The organism is Methylococcus sp. ANG, from assembly GCF_040730495.1.
Taxonomy (GTDB): Bacteria; Pseudomonadota; Gammaproteobacteria; order Methylococcales; family Methylococcaceae; genus Methylococcus.
Map to the genome: position 1 here is coordinate 3,299,084 of NZ_CP160399.1, position 16,054 is coordinate 3,315,137.

Consider the following 16,054-nt stretch of genomic DNA (forward strand, 5'->3'; position numbering starts at 1 on the left):
AACATAGCGGCCTATTCCGGATAGATCGCGACAAGGTGAGACCCGATGAGCCGCTTCATCCCCGTCAATCGCCACCAGCAGTATCTGCTACCGCCCTCGGTTGACGAATGGCTGCCAGCCAACCACCTGGCACGGTTCCTCGTCGAGGTCATCGATCAGCTGGATTTAAGTCGACTGACGAGCCGCTACTCGGGGCGCGGGTCGGCGGCGCACCATCCGTCGGTACTACTGGCCCTGCTGGTTTATGGTTATGCCACCGGGGTGTTCTCCAGCCGCAAGATTGAGCGGGCCACCTACGATTCGGTGGCCTTCCGCTTTCTGTCGGCGGAAACCCATCCCGATCATGACACCCTGGCCCACTTTCGCAAGACCTTTCTGGGGGAGCTGGAGGACCTGTTCGTTCAGGTCTTGAGCCTGGCGCAGGCGATGAAGCTGGTGAGGCTCGGGCAGATTTCCCTGGACGGGACCAAGATTAAGGCCAACGCCTCCAAGCACAAGGCCTTGTCTCATGGCCACATCGAGAAGTTGGAAGCGCAGTTGCGGGAGGAGGTGCAGGCCTTGTTGCAGAAGGCGGCGGAGGCCGACGGGGCGGAGGAGCCGGACGGCATCGACCTGCCAGAGGAGTTGGCGCGGCGGCAGGATCGGCTGAAGGCCCTGGCGGAGGCGAAGGCCAAGATCGTGGAGCGGGTCGCGGAGCGCGATGCCCGGGCGCAGCAGGACTATGAAGCCAAGGTAGCCCGTCGCGAAGGCCAGCGGCAGGCGGGCAAGAAGCCACGTGGGCAGGAGCCGAAGCCGCCGGAAACCGGGCCGAAGGCCAGCGACCAGATCAATCTGACCGACGAGGAATCCCGCATCATGCCGAGCCACGCGGGTTTCCTCCAGGGCTATAACAGCCAGGCTGCGGTGGATGTGGAGACGATGTTGATCGTCGCCACCACCGTCAGTCAGCAGACCAACGACAAGCAGCAGGTCGAACCGATGCTGGCCGAGATCGAGAAGCTGCCGGAAGCCTGGGGGAAGCCCGAAGCCCTGCTGGCCGACACGGGCTACTTCAGCGCCGGCAACGTGCACGCCTGCTGCGAACAGCAGATCGAACCGCTGATCGCGATGGGACGGGACAGCCATCACGTGCCGCTGGCGGAACGCCTGGCTCCGGATGCCCCGGAACCGGAAACCACCGATCCCGTGGAGAAGATGGCCTGGAAACTCAAAACGAAGGCAGGGAAGGCCCGCTACGCCAAGCGCAAATCCACGGTGGAGCCGGTGTTCGGCATCATCAAACAGGTCTTGGGATTCCGCCAGTTCTCTCTGCGCGGCTTGGAGGCAGTGGCCGGAGAATGGAAGCTGGTGGCGATGGCGTTCAATCTGAGGCGGATGCACGTGTTGGCGGCAGCGTGACAGGCTTCACGTAAAAACCAAGCGTTACACACCAATAGCGCCGCCATGGGGGAGGCGGGGCACATCTTGGTCTAGTTATCGACGCGAAACGCTGGTGACTACCCCGCCAATGCCCCCGAAAAATTCTCGATTCCAAGAATCCCGACCCGAGTAAATCCATAGTCCGACAGACTCCTAGATCTCTTGCGTGACCAAATCATGACTCTGCCCGTCACGGGATGGCTTCCTGTTCGGCGAAGTGGTCAGATCGATAGGGCGCCGAAGAATCAAGCGCACCGTCAAGATTCTGGCCGCCTTCATGATGTTGTCGACATGCATGGAATCATAAGGGAAGACGACCCGGCCGTTTTCGGCTTTGTCGAGCAAGCCGGCGTTGCGGAGGGCGTTGACGTCACCGTGCACGGCTTTGACGTCGCTCGCCCGCCGTGAGACTTCGCGTAGGGTCATCGGTGCGGCGCCGGTCATTTCTTGAGGATGTCCCAGCGCTTAGGGGTCTTCTGGAGCTGTTCTTCGCTCTCGAAGTTGATTCGAGCCTCCTGGGAGGGGGCTCGCCGGTCTCGAAGGCTTTGATAAACCGGGCGGATACCTGTACACCCGTTCTGGTGCGGTGTCGGCAGGTTCCTTGCCCGTGCGGCGAATAGCGGTCACATTCACCGCATTAAATGCGGCGAATGACTTGCATGGCCGGAGAATGCAGCCCATACTCTCCCCATGAATGGCGGCGATTACAAATACATCTGGCAGTCCAACGACTGGCCGAACTGGCGCTTCGACCTGGCAGCGCTGGCTGGGCCTATGGCTGAGGTCAGTCGCGCCCAAGGACTTCTGATGGGCCGGCTGGCCGACGTGGGCATGGGGCTGCGCGATCAGGCTAGCCTGGCCGCTCTCACCGAGGACGTGGTCAAGACCAGCGAGATCGAAGGTGAGCAGCTCAACGTCGAATCCGTGCGCTCGTCCGTCGCACGCAGGCTGGGCGTCGACATCGGTGCCCTGGCCCCGGTGGATCGGCACGTCGAAGGCGTGGTCGAGATGGTGCTCGATGCCACCGCCAACTGTCTTGCGCCGGTGTCGCGGGAGCGTCTGTTCGGTTGGCATGCCGCGCTGTTTCCTACCGGTTACTCCGGCCTTGCCAAGATCAAGGTGGGCGGCTGGCGCGACGATGCTACCGGCCCAATGCAGGTGGTGTCCGGCCCCATCGGTCGTCAGCGGGTGCATTTCGAGGCGCCTCCAGCCGATCGCCTGGAGGCGGAAACCAGCCGCTTCCTCGACTGGCTGAATGGCGCGTCGAACGAACCGTCGCTGCTCAAAGCCGGCCTCGGCCATCTGTGGTTCGTCACCTTGCACCCGTTTGATGACGGCAATGGCCGTATCGCCCGGGCCATTGGCGATCTACTGCTGGCGCGCGCCGATGGCAGCCCGCAGCGCTTCTACAGCTTGTCGGCGCAGATCCAGCGCGAACGCAAGGCCTACTACGACATCCTGGAGCGGAACCAGAAGAGGTCGCTGGATGTCACCGAGTGGCTCGCATGGTTCCTCGACACGCTCCATCGCGCCGTCGATCAGGCACAGCACACGCTAGATGCCGTGCTGACCAAGGCGCGGTTCTGGCAGCGCTGGGCGACCACCCCATTGAACGAGCGGCAGGTGAAGCTGCTCAATCGACTACTCGACGGCTTCGACGGCAAACTCACCAGCAGCAAGTGGGCGGCCATTGCAAAGTGCTCGCCGGACACGGCCCTGCGCGACATCACCGATCTGCTTGCGCGGGGCGTGCTGCGGAAAACGGATGCGGGTGGCCGAAGCACCAGCTATGAGCTGAACGATCTCCCGGAGTAGCTGCGTCTCCTGGAATTGACTTGGCTCGTCGGCGAAACGGGGCCTTCATGGACTCCTGCCAGCTCATGCGCAAGGAGACCAAGATGGACGTCGTTCACCTCGACCAGAAGCAACTGGCTGCCCGCTGGAACATCAGCGAGGCCAGCCTCGAACGCTGGCGCAGCGAGGGGATAGGGCCCAAGTTCCTGAAGATCTGCGGTCGGGTGCTGTACCGCCAGGTCGATATCGAGGCCTATGAGGAGTCGTGTTTGGCCACATCGACCAAAACCGCCGCGGCTCGGGGTGGTGCCGGCTGAGAAGTGTTCCGGTCCGTCGGTAGATGTAGACAACCAGACGTTTCGCAACGCAACGACATCCCGACCACGTTACAAGCCGGATTGCCAGCGTACTGAAAGTCCGCAGTCCGCAAGCGCGGACCGATCGAGCGGTTTGTTCAAAATCAACAACCTACCATCAGGCCGTGCGGACGATTTCGAACTCTTGCGGGTTCCTGCGGAAAGAATCGAACACCTGCACCTTCTGGACCTGCAGCCCTTGCGGACTTCGCCCCTTCGCCGGGGAGCGAGGCCGGAGAGAAAAACGGCACGGAGTGAGTGAAATGCGGTCCGAGGTGGCCAAGACGGCCGGGGGAGGGAGTCCGCAGGAATTCGCAGGAGTCCCCGCGGACACGCGCGAGTTCGCAAGAAAAAGGCCAACCGAGAACGGTTGACCTTTATGTATTTGGTGGCGGATGGTTGACGGCAGGAATGGTTCCTCGGTCAGCCATTTCGGACCGGTGCAAAAGCCCGCGGAATGTCGTAAAGGCCGGCTCATGAATCGACCACTTCCGCAGCGACCCGGTAACCCATCGCCCGGTATCCACGCTGACGTTTTTCCCACATCCGCAGCAAGGCTGGATGGCCGGTATCGACGAAATCAATGATCCGAACGCCGGTCTTGGATGCGTGCTCCCGGTGCAGGCGGCCGGCGTACTGCTGCAGCGTTCCCTTCCAGGAAACCGGCATCGCCAGTACCAGTGTATCGAGAGGGGGATGGTCGAAACCCTCTCCGACCAGCTTACCAGTCGCCAGCAGGATGCGCGGCGCTTCGGCCGGCAAGGCATCCAGCTGAGCAATGAGGGCGCCTCGCTGTTTTTTCGACATTCGGCCATGTAGCACAAAGAGGGCCGGCTCATACCCATCCAGCGCGGCGTGGATGGCGTCGAGGTGCTCGGTCCGCTCGGTCAGCACCAGAACCTTGCGGCCTTGTGCGAAAACCCCCTGAATTTCTGCCGTGATAGCGTCGGTACGGTCCTGATCGTTGGCCAAGTGACGAAACACGTCCTGAATCCCGGCTTCGGATGGCAGATCGATCCGCGCGAAGCGTGACCGTGGCGCGACCTCCAAATCCTGGGGAGCGCCTGCGGGCCCAGCCGCCGTGTGGCGGATCGGCCCGCACTGCATGAAGATGATCGGCTGCTGGCCATCGCGGCGGATCGGCGTTGCCGTCAGGCCGAGCACGTATTTCGCCCTGGTTCTCTTCAGGATGGCGTCGAAGGACACCGCACCGACGTGGTGGCACTCGTCGACGATGACCTGTCCGTAGTCTTCGACCAGCGGGTTCACCTCGCCCTGGCGGGACAAAGACTGCATCACCGCGATATCGATCTTGCCGGTGGGCTTGGCCTTGCCGCCGCCGCCGATGGTTCCTACCACGCCTTTGCCGGCGCCAAGAAAGGCTTGCAGGCGCTCCTGCCACTGCTTGAGCAGTTCCGTGCGATGCACCAGAACCAAGGTGTTCACTCCCCGCCGGGCAATCATCGCGGCGGCCGTGACCGTTTTGCCGAATGCCGTCGGCGCGCACAGCACGCCGGCATCGTGGGGGAGCATTCCTGCGATGGCAGCCTCCTGGTCGAGGCGCAGGGTGCCGACGAAGGTCACCTCCAGAGGTGCACCGGCGAAACGCTCGTCTTCCAGATCGCAGGCGATGCCGTTGTCGCGGAGCAATGACAGGGCGGCATCCAGGCACCCGCGAGGCAGGGCAATGTGCTGCGGGTAGTTCTCGGCGCAGCCGATGACGCGCGGCTTGTCCCACACGGACATCCGCATCGCCTGGGCCTTGTAGAACTCGGGGTTCTGGAAAGCGGCCAGCCGGATCAGCCGATTGGCGAGTGCCTGCGGCAATTGCGCCTTCTCGAAATAGATGAAATTGGCCAGCGTCACGTTCAGCGACTTTGGCATCGGCCCGGCCAGCTTCCTGGTCGATACGTTCTTGCGCTTCCAGGGCGTCGCCAAGTCCTCGTCGTCGATGAAAGTAACATCCAAAGGATGGGTGCCACCCGTGGCCCTCAGGATGGTCGGCTCGATGTCGTGCGCGGTCATCGGCTGGATGGAGGCCAGGAATGCCCACTGGTCCGGGTAGGGGCGCAGCTCGGCGTCGACGAACACGCTGAAGCCCTTTTCCCTCGGGCCCTTCTGCAGCGGCAGGGCGATCAGGTTGCCGAAGCCGCCCTTGGGCATCGTGTCCTGGTTGGGGAACAGCCTGTCGTAGGAGGTGAGTTGGAGTTGCCGCGTGCGTGTACAGGCATGGCTGATGATGGCCGTGCCCAACCGTCGCGCATCACGGGCCGAGACTCGGTTGGCGAAGAACACCCATGCGTGCGCACCTTTTCCGGAGCGCGAAACTTCCAGCGCCGCCGGTACGCCGAGCTCGTCGCAGGACTGCATGAACGCTCGCGCGTCGTCCCGCCATTCCGCCTCATCGAAGTCGACGGCCAGGAAGTGGCAGCCGTCGTCCTCCAGCAGCGGATACACCCCAACCGTGTGCTCGCCGGCCAGATGCTTGTAGATCACCGCGTCCGACAGCGGAATCAGCAGGCGATTGCTGCAGTCTGCACACTTGATGCGAGGCTTTTCGCAGACGCCAGCACGCCATTCACTCGGGCCATCCATGGCCCTCGCCCTACGGGCTGCTTCGCTGTGCAAAATTGCTCTCCGTGCGTATTCCGGCCCAACGTGACCGCCGATTCCGTTTGATCGTGACCGCCCATGCCGGGTGAACGTGACCGGCGATTCCGTTTGATCGTGACCGATTTTGGCCTTCCGGCCGGAATCGGTGGTCACGATGCCGGAAATCGCGGTCACGTTCCCGGAATCACCTCAGCCGCGCTGGAATTTCTCAACCCCAACAGGCATAGAGCCGCCCTTTTACTTTCGAAGGGGGCGACATGCCGGCAAAGAGGAGTTCCATGCGACACATCACCGAGATTCTGCGCCTCAAGCACGAGGCGAAGCTCAGCCACGAGAAGATCGCCCGGGCGCTGGGCGTCTCCAAGGGCGTGGTCAGCAAGTACGTGAGCCTCGCCCAGGCGAAGGGCGTTGCTTGGCCGCTGCCCGGGGCGATGGACGAGGCGGCCCTGGAGCGGTTGCTGTTCCCCGCCCCCACGGCCCCGGCGCGCTTCGTGGAGCCGGACCTGCCGCGCCTTCACCACGAGCTCAAGCGCAAGGGGGTGACCCTGCAGCTGCTGTGGGCCGAGTACGTGGCGACCCACGGCGAGGCCGCTTACCGTTACAGCCAGTTCTGCCACCGTTACCGGCTCTGGCAGGGCCAGCAGCGGCGCAGCATGCGCCAGGTTCACCACGCCGGCGAGAAGCTCTTTCTCGACTACTGCGGCCCCACCGTTCCGGTGATCGACCCCGCCACCGGCGAGCTGCGCCAGGCGCAGGTGTTCGTCGCCGTGCTCGGCGCCTCCAGCTACACCTACGCCGAGGCCACCTGGACCCAGGCGCTGCCGGACTGGATCGCCTCCCATCAGCGCGCCCTGCGCTACTTCGGCGGCACCCCCGCGCTGTGGGTGCCGGACAACCTGCGCGCGGCGGTGAGCCAGCCCTGCCGCTACGCCCCCGAGCCCAACGCCACCTACGCCGAGCTGGCCCGCCACTACGGCGCCGCCATCCTGCCGGCGCGCCCTTACCAGCCGAAGGACAAGGCCAAGGTGGAGGTGGCCGTGCAAGTCGTGGAACGGTGGATTCTGGCCCGGCTGCGCCATCGCACCTTCCACTCCCTGGCGGCCCTCAACCAGGCCATACACGAGCTGCTGGAGTCACTCAACGGCCGCCCCTTCCAGCGCCAGCCCGACAGCCGCCGCGACCTGTTCGAGTCCCTCGACCGGCCGGCCCTCAAACCCCTGCCGCTGGTGCCTTACGAGTACGCCGAGTGGAAACAGGTCAAGCCCGGCATCGACTACCACGTCGAGTTCGGCGGTCGCCTCTACAGCGTGCCCCATGCGCTGGTCGGCCAGGTGCTGGAGCTGCGCGCCACCGCCACCAGCATCGAGGTGCTGCACCGGGGACACCGCGTCGCCGCGCACCCGCGCCAGGGCGCCGGCCGCTTCTCCACCCTCCCCGAGCACATGCCCAAGTCCCACCGCGAGCACCGCCAGTGGTCACCGGGGCGCTTCATGAACTGGGCCAAAGACATCGGCGTAGCGACGCTGCACGTGGTCGAACACCAGCTCAACAACCGGCCCCATCCCGAGCACGGCTACCGCGCCTGCCTGGGCCTGCTCAATCTCGCTCGGCGCTACAGCCGAGCGCGGCTGGAGGCGGCCTGTGCGCGGGCCTTGGCCATCCAATCACCGTCCTATCGCTCCGTCAGCTCCATCCTCGACAAGGGGCTCGACCGCCAGCCGCATGAGGCCCATGACGAGACCGCCGCGGCGCTGCCGGCCCACGGCAACGTGCGCGGTCCCGACTACTACAACTGAAACCCGTTACAACAGGAGACAAAACCATGCTCACCCAGCAAACCCTGGACAAGCTCCACACCCTGCGCCTCACCGGCATGCGCGAGGCCTTCGAACAACAGCTCGAACAGCCCGCCACCCACGATCTCTCCTTCGACGAGCGCTTCGCGCTGCTCGTCGACCGGGAGCTGCTCTACCGCGACAACCGCCGCCTCAGCCGTTTGCTCAAGGACGCCAAGCTGCGCCTTGCCGCCTGCATCGAGGATATCGACTATCGCCACCCCCGCGGCCTGCATCGTCCCCCAATGGCCGCGCTCGCCGAAGGCTCTTGGCTGCGCGCCCATCACAATCTCTGCCTCACCGGCCCCACCGGCACCGGCAAGACCTATCTCGCCTGCGCCCTCGGCAATCAGGCCTGCCGCCAGGGACTAGCCGTCCGTTACCTGCGCCTGCCTCGGCTGCTCGAACAGCTCGCCGTCGCCCGCGGCGACGGCTCCTATTCCCGGCTCATGAACCAGCTCGCCCGCACCGACCTGCTCATCCTCGACGACTGGGGCATCCAGCCGCTCACCGCCTCTCAGCGCAACGACCTCATGGAGTTGATCGAAGACCGCCACGGCCTGCGCTCCACCCTCATCGCCAGCCAGCTGCCGGTCGAGCACTGGCACGACTACCTCGGCGAGCCCACCCTCGCCGATGCCATCCTCGACCGCCTCCTGCACAACGCCCACCGGCTACCCCTGACCGGCGAGTCGATGCGCAAAACCACCGCCGGCTTGACCCAACGTGACCGGTCCAAGTAAAAAACCAACCTCCAGCGCGGCATGAGATCCCCGGCGGTCACGATCACCGGAATCAACGGTCACGTTCGCCGGAATGCGCACTCCGTGCAAATTTGTCGTTGGCGCAGGCCGGCGCGTAGCCCGACTTGCCCGTGGTCTTGCTTTCCCATCGGACTGGGAACACGTCGGTGCGGCCGCGAAAGAGGCGTCGAAACAGGTCGACCTTCTCGTCGGTGGACAGTCTCGACGGCTCGACGGGCAGCGGTGATGGCTGCTGCCGCGCACGCCATTCGATGCCGTGCGATTCGAGCAGCGAGATCAGGCGAGCGTTCTCGGCGCGCAGTGCAGCGAGTTCATCGCTATCGGCCATCGAGCCCATACTCGGCGAGGAGATCGTCCATGTCGTCGCCAACGCCATAGCCGAAGTTGCGGCTGATGTGGCGCACGGCATCCAGGCGCGCCATCAATGCGGGTTTGCAATCTTCAGGCAAGGCATCGATAGTCTTCAGCGCCTGCCCGAACATCCGGACCAGCGCGTCGAAGTAACCCTCGTCCTGCAAGCCGATATCGTTGCTGAAGCCGGCTGCGCGCTCGCAGTAGAACACCATGAGTTCGGCCAGCCCCTCCGGCTGGCCGATGGCCTTCTTGTAGTCCGAGATCGCTTTCTTGGCCTTGGACACCGAGGTGTCCTGGTTCTTGAACACATCCGGCCAGAGCCAGCGGTCTATCGTGGCCTTGTACGGCTTTAGCACGTCGCCGCCCAGCGCGAAGCGCGCATGCAGGAAGGCCTGGTTGTCCTTGCTGGCCGCGTAGAGGTCCTGCACCAGTCCTATCAGGCTCTGGCGGTCGAAGCCGGCGAGCTTGCCCTTGACGTCGGACCAGGTGGGCTTGCTGCGGCTTGTCATTTCAGATGCTCCTCGATCCGCTGCCATTGCCTGTTCTCCACCCACACAAACCGACACCGCCCTTCACTGCGCCGCGCCCACAAATCGCCGATGCGCTGCTTTTCTTGGCTATCTCGGCCGTCGGCGATATGGGCCCCCTTGTACTCGATGGCGACCAGCGGGCCGTTCGCCATCTGCACGAGGAAATCGGGATAGAAACGGTCCGAGGCGGTTTGCAGCCAGAACGAGGTCGGCTTGCGCTCCACGTTGCGCACCCACCACGCCACGCCTTCCAGCTGGTTGGCGATGAACTCGGCGCACTCGAACTCTTCGCCGCTGTTCTTCAGGTTGCCGATCACCGGGAAGAAGTGGCGCTTGAGGGGGATGAACCCGGTGTACTGGAAGTCGTAGGCGTAACGTCCCTGTTCCAGCACGATGCTGTGTTCGTCACGCACCGCGAACCCCGATTCGTCGGCAAACAGCCCGTCGAACACCCGCTGTTTCGCCTGCACCAGTCCCGCTGCTATCTTGCGTTGCAAGGCCCCGCGCAGGCGGAACTTGCGATAGGCCAGCTCATCCAGGGAAAAACCGCGCTGTTGCAGCAGGTGGTCCAAGGCCGCGCCGAGCCAGGCCACCTTCTGATCCCGTTCCGAGTACGGGAAATACAAATTACGATCCAGCCAGTAGATCAGGTCGTTCACCGTCCAGCCGTCTTCTGCGCCAAAAAGCGCCAACTGACTGTCGAGCCGGTCGTACACATCGCACTCGATCTTCTCCAGTTGCGAGATCGAGAGCGAGGCGCGGCGCATCGCCTCCACGTCGTGGGCAAACTCGCTCTCGGTCAGTTTCGGATCGAAATCCGTAATCTCCCAATCGGCGTCCAGCAGGGGCGTTTCGTCGAACACGTCGAAGAAGCCGTACTGGGTGTAGCCCAACAGCGGCACCGTAGCCTTCTCGCCCCGTTCCGCCGGCGTGGGCATACGGGCTGGCGGGGCCGTGGCAACGGCCTGGGCGGTGTCGAGTCGCTCACGCACCACCTTCGCCGTCTCTGGCTCTTTGAACGTTTCTGCCAGTTGCTGAATCTGTTTTGGTGATGCGCCGCCCTTCACCGTCAGCGTGCCGCTCTCCGGCGAAACCTCCACCTTGTCGCGCAGTGCCTTGGGCAGCGACAACAGCGCCGTTTCATCCGGCACGGCCACCGCATCGTTCACCGCCGGCAGCGGGATCACCAGATCCCCCTGCGGCGCGAACAGATCACCCATCGGCGCGGTGTCGTCGGCGGCGCGTATGAGGTCTTTGGTTTCCAGCCGCTCGAAGCCGCTCTGCACCAGCCCGTCGCGCAGCCCCTGCACCGTGGCGGCCAGTTCCGACGACACCACATAGGCGTAACTGCGGTTCAGTGCCTCTTGCTGCTTGCGGGTGACGTGGGGCATGCGCAGCACCCTACCCAACACCTGCTCCACCGCCGTGGCGGAGGTGGTGTTGCGGAAGGAGAACAGCACATAGGCATAGGGGCAGTCCCACCCCTCGCGCAGCTTGTCCACGGTGATGATGAACTGCGGGTAGTCCGGGTCGTCGAGGGTCTTGCCGGTCAGTTCGTCCACCGCCCCCGTGGCGATGGCGATGGTCTCCGCCGGGATGTTGAAATCCTCGATCAGGTGCTGCCTGACCCGCTCCGGGGTGAAGGTCTCCTTGTCACCGGCCTTGCGCTCGGCCTGGATCAGCATCACCACCGGCTTGATGGTTTCGCCGGTCTGCTGTTTTTCCAGTTCCGCTTCTTTCTCCAACTGGCGTAAACGGGCGATGGCCTCGGTCAGCGACACCCGCCACTCGGGGTGAATCGCCAGCTCCAGCGGCAGCTTGAGCATGTCCTCCGCCTGCAGGGTGGCGGCGGAGACGCTGCGCAGCACGTTGGAGGGCTGGTTGGCGCGGTCCGGCGTCGCGGTCAGCTCCAGAATGCAGGCCGGGTTGAAGCGGGTGAGGGTATCGACCGCCAGCGGCGTGCCCTGGTTGTGCGCCTCGTCCACGATGACGAAGGGGCGGCGCAGCCGGATCACATCCACCAGCGAGTGTTCGCCCCGCTGTTCCGGCGACACACCATCGAAGTGCGGCATCAAGGCGCCGTTCTGGCGATAGACGCGCAAGCCCTCGGCGGTGTCGCGCTTGAAGCTCTGCATGGTGGCGACGATGAGGGTGTTACCGGTGTTGAGCGTCGCCGGTTGCAGGTAGAGCGCCTCGTTGATGTCCAGCACATGCACCGCGCCAAAGAGGTCGCGCATGTCCTGATGCAGCAGCTCCCCCGGCGTCTTCAGCGCCCGCAGGGTCTGTTCGCGGATCGGGTCCGACGGCACCAGCCACAGCACCAGGGCGTGTTCGGTGGCGAGAAACGCATCGTTCACCCGCTTGATCGCCTGCCCGGCGAGGCGCGTCTTGCCGCCGCCGGTCGGCACGCGCAGGCAGACATAGGGCACCGCATCGGCCCCCGGCAGCGGGTGGTAGGGCAGGGCATGGCCGAAGTGGGCCTGGGTCGATTCGGCGAAGGCCAAGCCTGGGTCCTTCAACTCGCGGCAGCGGGCGAGATAGGCGGCGAAGGCGTCGAGCAAGGCTTCCTGATACTGTTTCAATCCATTCAAAACCATGTCTTCACCGCCAGTTCGTAGGGGAGTTGGTGGAAGGTGATGCCCAGCTTGGCGAGCTTGGCCTTGTCGAAGCGCGAGCGCGCCCCGTAGACCACGCGCGGGCCGTCGAAGTCGGGCAGGGCCTTTTCAAGCACCTCAAGCGTGCGGCCGTTGAGCACGTTGCCGCCCCTATCCGATTTGTCCTTGAGGACGCCGTTGTAGAGTAGAAAGACGGCGCGGTCCTTGTACATGCCGAGAAACGGCGTCGCCGCCTTTCTCCCATCTCCCTTTGGGAGAGGGGCCGGGGGTGAGGGCGAAAGCGCCGATTGCGCAAGCCCGGTGCCCGTCTCCATGAACCAGACGAACTCCGCCAGTTGCGCGAAAGTCACATCGGGGCGGATGGGGCCGTCGGCCTTGAACAGCGGTTCACTGGAGAGGCGGCAGAACTGGAAGCCGCCACCGAGGCCTTCGACAACCTTCTCCCCTCGCCCGCTGGCGGGAGAGGGGCCGGGGGTGAGGGCGCCTTTGGTGTAGCCGGTGCAGACGCGCCGCATCCGCTCCGCGGTGACGTTTTGAGCGATGCCCTCGTCCATCTCCACGAGGATGAAGCGGCGGTTGCCGCCGTCCTCGACGTTCTGCTTGAGCACGGCGTGGCCAGTCGTGCCGGAACCGGCAAAGCTGTCGAGGACGATGGAGTCCTTGTCGGTGGCAATCTGCAGGATGCGCTGAATGAGACGGGTGGGCTTCGGCGTGACGAAAACGTCGTCAGACGTGTCGAAATCGACCAGTTCGAGCAGTTCTTTCTTGCCTTCCTGCGTATGGCCGACCTCTTGATAAAACCACATAGTCTGCGGCACCCGACCGTCCTTGACTTCGTGCAGGAACCGTTTGATCTGCGGAATGGCATTGCCATCCTTGCCCCACCAGATTCTGTTGTCGCGGTCCAGTTCCTCGAACTTTTCCTTTGAAACCCGCCAATACATTCCCTTTGGTGGGGCTTCAATTACTCGCCCAGAGGGGCAGGTGATCGAGTACGTTCCCGCCGAGTAATAGTTGCGCGCCGACAAATCACTTGTTTTCCAGACTCCGCGCGTGTCCTTGTCCGGATTTTTGTACGCAGCGTTCTGCTCTTCCGTGCGCGGCAAGAGATTCGGTTTCCACGCATCGGCCTTGGCTGCGTAGATGACGATGTAGTCGTGATCTTCGGATAGATGACGTGCCGAGTTCTTCGGCGAATAGACCTTCTGCCACAGCACAGTGGCGACGAAATTCTTCGCCCCGAAAATCTCATCCATCAACAAGCGCAGCGTCGCCACCTCGTTGTCATCGATGGACACGAAGATCGCCCCGTCCTCGCGCAGAAACTGCTTCAGCAACACCAAGCGCGGGTACATCATTGACAACCAGCGGTCGTGCCGATCCAGCGTCTCGCCCTCCTTGCCGACAACCTCGCCCAGCCACTTGCGGATCTCGGGGCTGTTGACGTTGTCGTTGTACATCCAGCCCTCGTTGCCGGTGTTGTAGGGCGGGTCGATGTAGATGCACTTCACCTGCCCGGCATAGCGCGGCAACAGCGCCTTGAGCGCATGCAGGTTGTCGCCCTGCACGATCAGGTTGCCGCTGTAGTCGCCCTCACCCCCGGCCCCTCTCCCGGCGGGCGAGGGGAGCGAAAGCTCCGGCACCGGCTCCACCAGCCGGAACGGCACTTCTTTGTGGTGTTTGACGACGGCTTCCTTGCCGATCCAGTTCAATGTAGGCATGCAGGGTCTCGTTGCTGTTCTTGTAGGGCGACCCGAGGGCCAGTCCGGAGGGTGAGCGGCGTAATCTTCAACCAGCGCCTCAACTCGCCGCTTTGGCTCATTGTGAGGGCGTGAGGCAAGATGGAATGCCTGTTAAGACAGTGCGTTACAGAATGCGGCCGGCTGTTTGGCTCGCCGGTCTGGCGCAAGTCGGACAGATACGCCAGGGATTGAGCCAAATCCCGGCCGCCTTGACTGTCGAGCAGTTTAGGATAGGCTCTGACGTTGAATTCACTGCCTATCGGCTTTGAATCTATCGAGGTCTCGGCCGCTGAACCCGCCTAGCGAATCAGCGGCCTTCGTTCGTTCTGGACGACCATCACGAGCAAGCTCCCCGCCGGTGGCGCGGCGCCGCCCAAAAACAGGGGTTTCCGGTCAAGAGATGTCGCGCACGCCAATTGGCGGATGTCGGTGTATCCAGATTGGCTTTGTTGCAATACACCTCGAACGTCATCTCTGCTCCTCTCAGCTCAATCCAGCACAATCAGAAACTCGGTGGCCAGCGCCTCCGGGCGCACGGCACGGGTGTCCGGGCTGCGGTGCAGCTTGACCAGGCCGTGACGCTCCAGGTGACGCAGGGTGCGCGACAGATTGCTGGCCGCGCGGCCTGACCATTCGGCCAGCTCCAACACCGTGCGCGGTTGCCGCTCCTGCATCAGGCGCAGCAGCGCGCGGTTTTCGTCCGACAGCAGACCGGCCAACTGCCGCCAGGAATCGAACCAGACGGTGGGCGTGGGGCCATTGGCGTCATCGACCGTCCGATGGCCGGGTTTGGCCGGACGGATGCCAATCACTGTGCGCATGCCTGGATTCCCCGTTGTGATGCCGAGATGCTATCACGCAAGCATAGTATCCGTCATCGTTACCGTCGGATTTCGAGGTGCACAAAATCGCCTGGAGCGATTTTGGACAGCCGGAGGCTGGCCGCGAAGCGGCAGGCCCCAGGGATGGGGCCTGCAAACCGCAAACCCTGCAAACCTCGGTTTGCACCCTGAACGGTAGACGAGTAGCGCGCTCGCGCCCCCCGTATACGAATCCGGCCAGGACGGGACCCGTCAGGCCGTTGGCGAGCCTTCAGACGCTGGCGTCCAGCTCCTGCATCCACGCGGGTATGTCGCGTTGGCCTTGCAGTACGCGCCAGACGTCGATGTGATCCGGCTGCTCGACGTAGAACACGAGGTAGGGATAGCGGGTTAGAGGCCAGACACGCAGGCCGGGCAGGTTCAGTTCGTGGGCGTAACGTGCAGAGCCGGTAGCGGGGTGACGGCTGATGTGCTCGTAGGCCTGCTCGAGCGCGTCAATCAACCCGAATGCGGCTGTTTCAGCACCTTCGCTCAGGTAGTAGGCGACCGCATCGTTTACATCCCGGTTGGCCTGTTCGCGCGGAATGACAGGCTTGACCGTCACCCCTTGGCGCCGGGCTTTGCGCTCTGGCGTACCCGATGACGCAGACCTTCAAAGTAGGTGGCATCGGATGGCGCGCCGGGTGAGGAAGAGGCTCCCGCCAGGAGCAGTTCGCGCAGGCGCATGCGATCCTGATCCTTGCGGATCAGCTCGCGCACATACTCGCTGCTGGTGCCGTAGCCGCGCTGGCTGACCTGTTCGTCAACGAAGGTTTTCAGCGTTTCGGGCAGGGAAATATTCATCGTGCTCATGCCGCAAGATTAGTCGCCTTGGCAAAATTTGGCAAGAGACGACATTCACTGATTGCTGTACTCGGCTTCGAGCCGTGCGAACACCTCGTCGGCAGGCTTGGGCGTGCCGCTGGCCTTGCCCGCCGCGATGTCGGCACGCAGGGCCTGCAGCTCGGCCTGATGGCGTTGTTCGCGCTCCTCCAGCAGACGCAGGCCGGCGCGGACGACTTCGCTGGCATTGTTGAAACGACCGCTTTGCAGTTGCTCGCGGATGAAGGTCTCGAAGTGGCGGCCCAGGGCGACGCTGGTTGGCATGGCACGTCTCCTATCTGTTAACAACAGTTATTACAGCAAGTTATTACAGCAGTGCACGCCATGCT

General features: G+C 63.6%; 15 protein-coding genes. 5 read left to right on the forward strand and 10 right to left on the reverse strand.

Annotated elements, in window-relative coordinates; genetic code table 11:
- The first annotated feature begins 45 nt into the window (after positions 1–45).
- Entirely contained in the window at positions 46–1,398 is a 1,353-nt protein-coding gene (locus ABZN20_RS16095) for an IS1182 family transposase (RefSeq protein WP_218806980.1), read from the forward strand.
- Positions 1,399–1,572: 174 nt separating this feature from the next.
- Here ABZN20_RS16095 and ABZN20_RS16100 read toward each other — a convergent pair whose 3' ends face one another.
- Positions 1,573–1,863 (reverse strand): hypothetical protein, encoded by a 291-nt coding sequence (locus tag ABZN20_RS16100; protein ID WP_367025917.1) that lies wholly within the window; start codon positions 1,861–1,863, stop codon positions 1,573–1,575.
- Between the two features lie 246 nt (positions 1,864–2,109).
- Between ABZN20_RS16100 and ABZN20_RS16105 the strand changes: the two genes are divergently transcribed.
- Together ABZN20_RS16105 and ABZN20_RS16110 are read left to right on the forward strand one after the other, a co-directional pair.
- A complete protein-coding gene (locus ABZN20_RS16105; RefSeq protein WP_367025918.1) occupies positions 2,110–3,234 on the forward strand; it encodes a Fic family protein in 1,125 nt (374 codons plus the stop codon).
- Between the two features lie 47 nt (positions 3,235–3,281).
- The gene (locus ABZN20_RS16110) at positions 3,282–3,530 is read left to right on the forward strand and encodes a helix-turn-helix transcriptional regulator (RefSeq protein WP_367025919.1); all 249 of its coding nucleotides are present in this window, start codon (positions 3,282–3,284) and stop codon (positions 3,528–3,530) included.
- A gap of 513 nt (positions 3,531–4,043) precedes the next feature.
- On the opposite strand, the gene ABZN20_RS16115 is transcribed toward ABZN20_RS16110, so the two are convergent.
- Positions 4,044–6,164 carry a TOTE conflict system archaeo-eukaryotic primase domain-containing protein gene (locus ABZN20_RS16115; RefSeq protein ID WP_367025920.1) on the reverse strand — a complete coding sequence of 707 codons (2,121 nt, stop codon included), beginning with the start codon at positions 6,162–6,164 and terminating at the stop codon, positions 4,044–4,046.
- A 275-nt stretch (positions 6,165–6,439) separates the two neighbouring features.
- On the opposite strand from ABZN20_RS16115, the gene istA reads away from it, so the two are divergent.
- Both istA and istB read left to right on the forward strand, forming a co-directional pair.
- Positions 6,440–7,978 carry an IS21 family transposase gene (gene istA / locus ABZN20_RS16120; protein WP_367025277.1) on the forward strand — a complete coding sequence of 513 codons (1,539 nt, stop codon included), beginning with the start codon at positions 6,440–6,442 and terminating at the stop codon, positions 7,976–7,978.
- Between the two features lie 26 nt (positions 7,979–8,004).
- Complete coding sequence (istB, locus tag ABZN20_RS16125; protein ID WP_367025276.1) at positions 8,005–8,760, forward strand: IS21-like element helper ATPase IstB; 756 nt, start codon at positions 8,005–8,007, stop codon at positions 8,758–8,760.
- Positions 8,761–8,812: 52 nt separating this feature from the next.
- On the opposite strand, the gene ABZN20_RS16130 is transcribed toward istB, so the two are convergent.
- The 8 genes from ABZN20_RS16130 to ABZN20_RS16165 form a co-directional block, all read right to left on the reverse strand.
- Positions 8,813–9,109, reverse strand: coding sequence for a TOTE conflict system archaeo-eukaryotic primase domain-containing protein (locus tag ABZN20_RS16130; RefSeq protein WP_367025921.1), 297 nt, complete (start codon positions 9,107–9,109; stop codon positions 8,813–8,815).
- Positions 9,099–9,644, reverse strand: a complete 546-nt coding sequence (locus ABZN20_RS16135) for a hypothetical protein (protein ID WP_367025922.1) — start codon at positions 9,642–9,644, stop codon at positions 9,099–9,101. Before ABZN20_RS16135 ends, ABZN20_RS16130 begins: the two co-directional genes overlap by 11 nt.
- The gene (locus ABZN20_RS16140; RefSeq protein ID WP_367025923.1) at positions 9,641–12,262 is read right to left on the reverse strand and encodes a DEAD/DEAH box helicase; all 2,622 of its coding nucleotides are present in this window, start codon (positions 12,260–12,262) and stop codon (positions 9,641–9,643) included. The genes ABZN20_RS16135 and ABZN20_RS16140 overlap by 4 nt, the downstream gene beginning before the upstream one ends.
- Positions 12,253–13,992: a site-specific DNA-methyltransferase gene (locus ABZN20_RS16145; protein WP_367025924.1), complete on the reverse strand. Its 1,740-nt coding sequence runs from the start codon at positions 13,990–13,992 to the stop codon at positions 12,253–12,255. Before ABZN20_RS16145 ends, ABZN20_RS16140 begins: the two co-directional genes overlap by 10 nt.
- A gap of 518 nt (positions 13,993–14,510) precedes the next feature.
- On the reverse strand, positions 14,511–14,843 hold the full coding sequence (locus tag ABZN20_RS16150) for a helix-turn-helix domain-containing protein (RefSeq protein ID WP_218808773.1): 333 nt from the start codon (positions 14,841–14,843) through the stop codon (positions 14,511–14,513).
- Positions 14,844–15,114: 271 nt separating this feature from the next.
- Entirely contained in the window at positions 15,115–15,447 is a 333-nt protein-coding gene (locus ABZN20_RS16155; RefSeq protein WP_367025925.1) for a type II toxin-antitoxin system RelE/ParE family toxin, read from the reverse strand.
- Positions 15,444–15,686, reverse strand: a complete 243-nt coding sequence (locus tag ABZN20_RS16160) for a ribbon-helix-helix domain-containing protein (RefSeq protein WP_367025926.1) — start codon at positions 15,684–15,686, stop codon at positions 15,444–15,446. The genes ABZN20_RS16155 and ABZN20_RS16160 overlap by 4 nt, the downstream gene beginning before the upstream one ends.
- 54 nt (positions 15,687–15,740) lie before the next feature.
- Positions 15,741–15,989 (reverse strand): type II toxin-antitoxin system ParD family antitoxin, encoded by a 249-nt coding sequence (locus tag ABZN20_RS16165; protein WP_218808776.1) that lies wholly within the window; start codon positions 15,987–15,989, stop codon positions 15,741–15,743.
- Between the last annotated feature and the right edge of the window lie 65 nt (positions 15,990–16,054).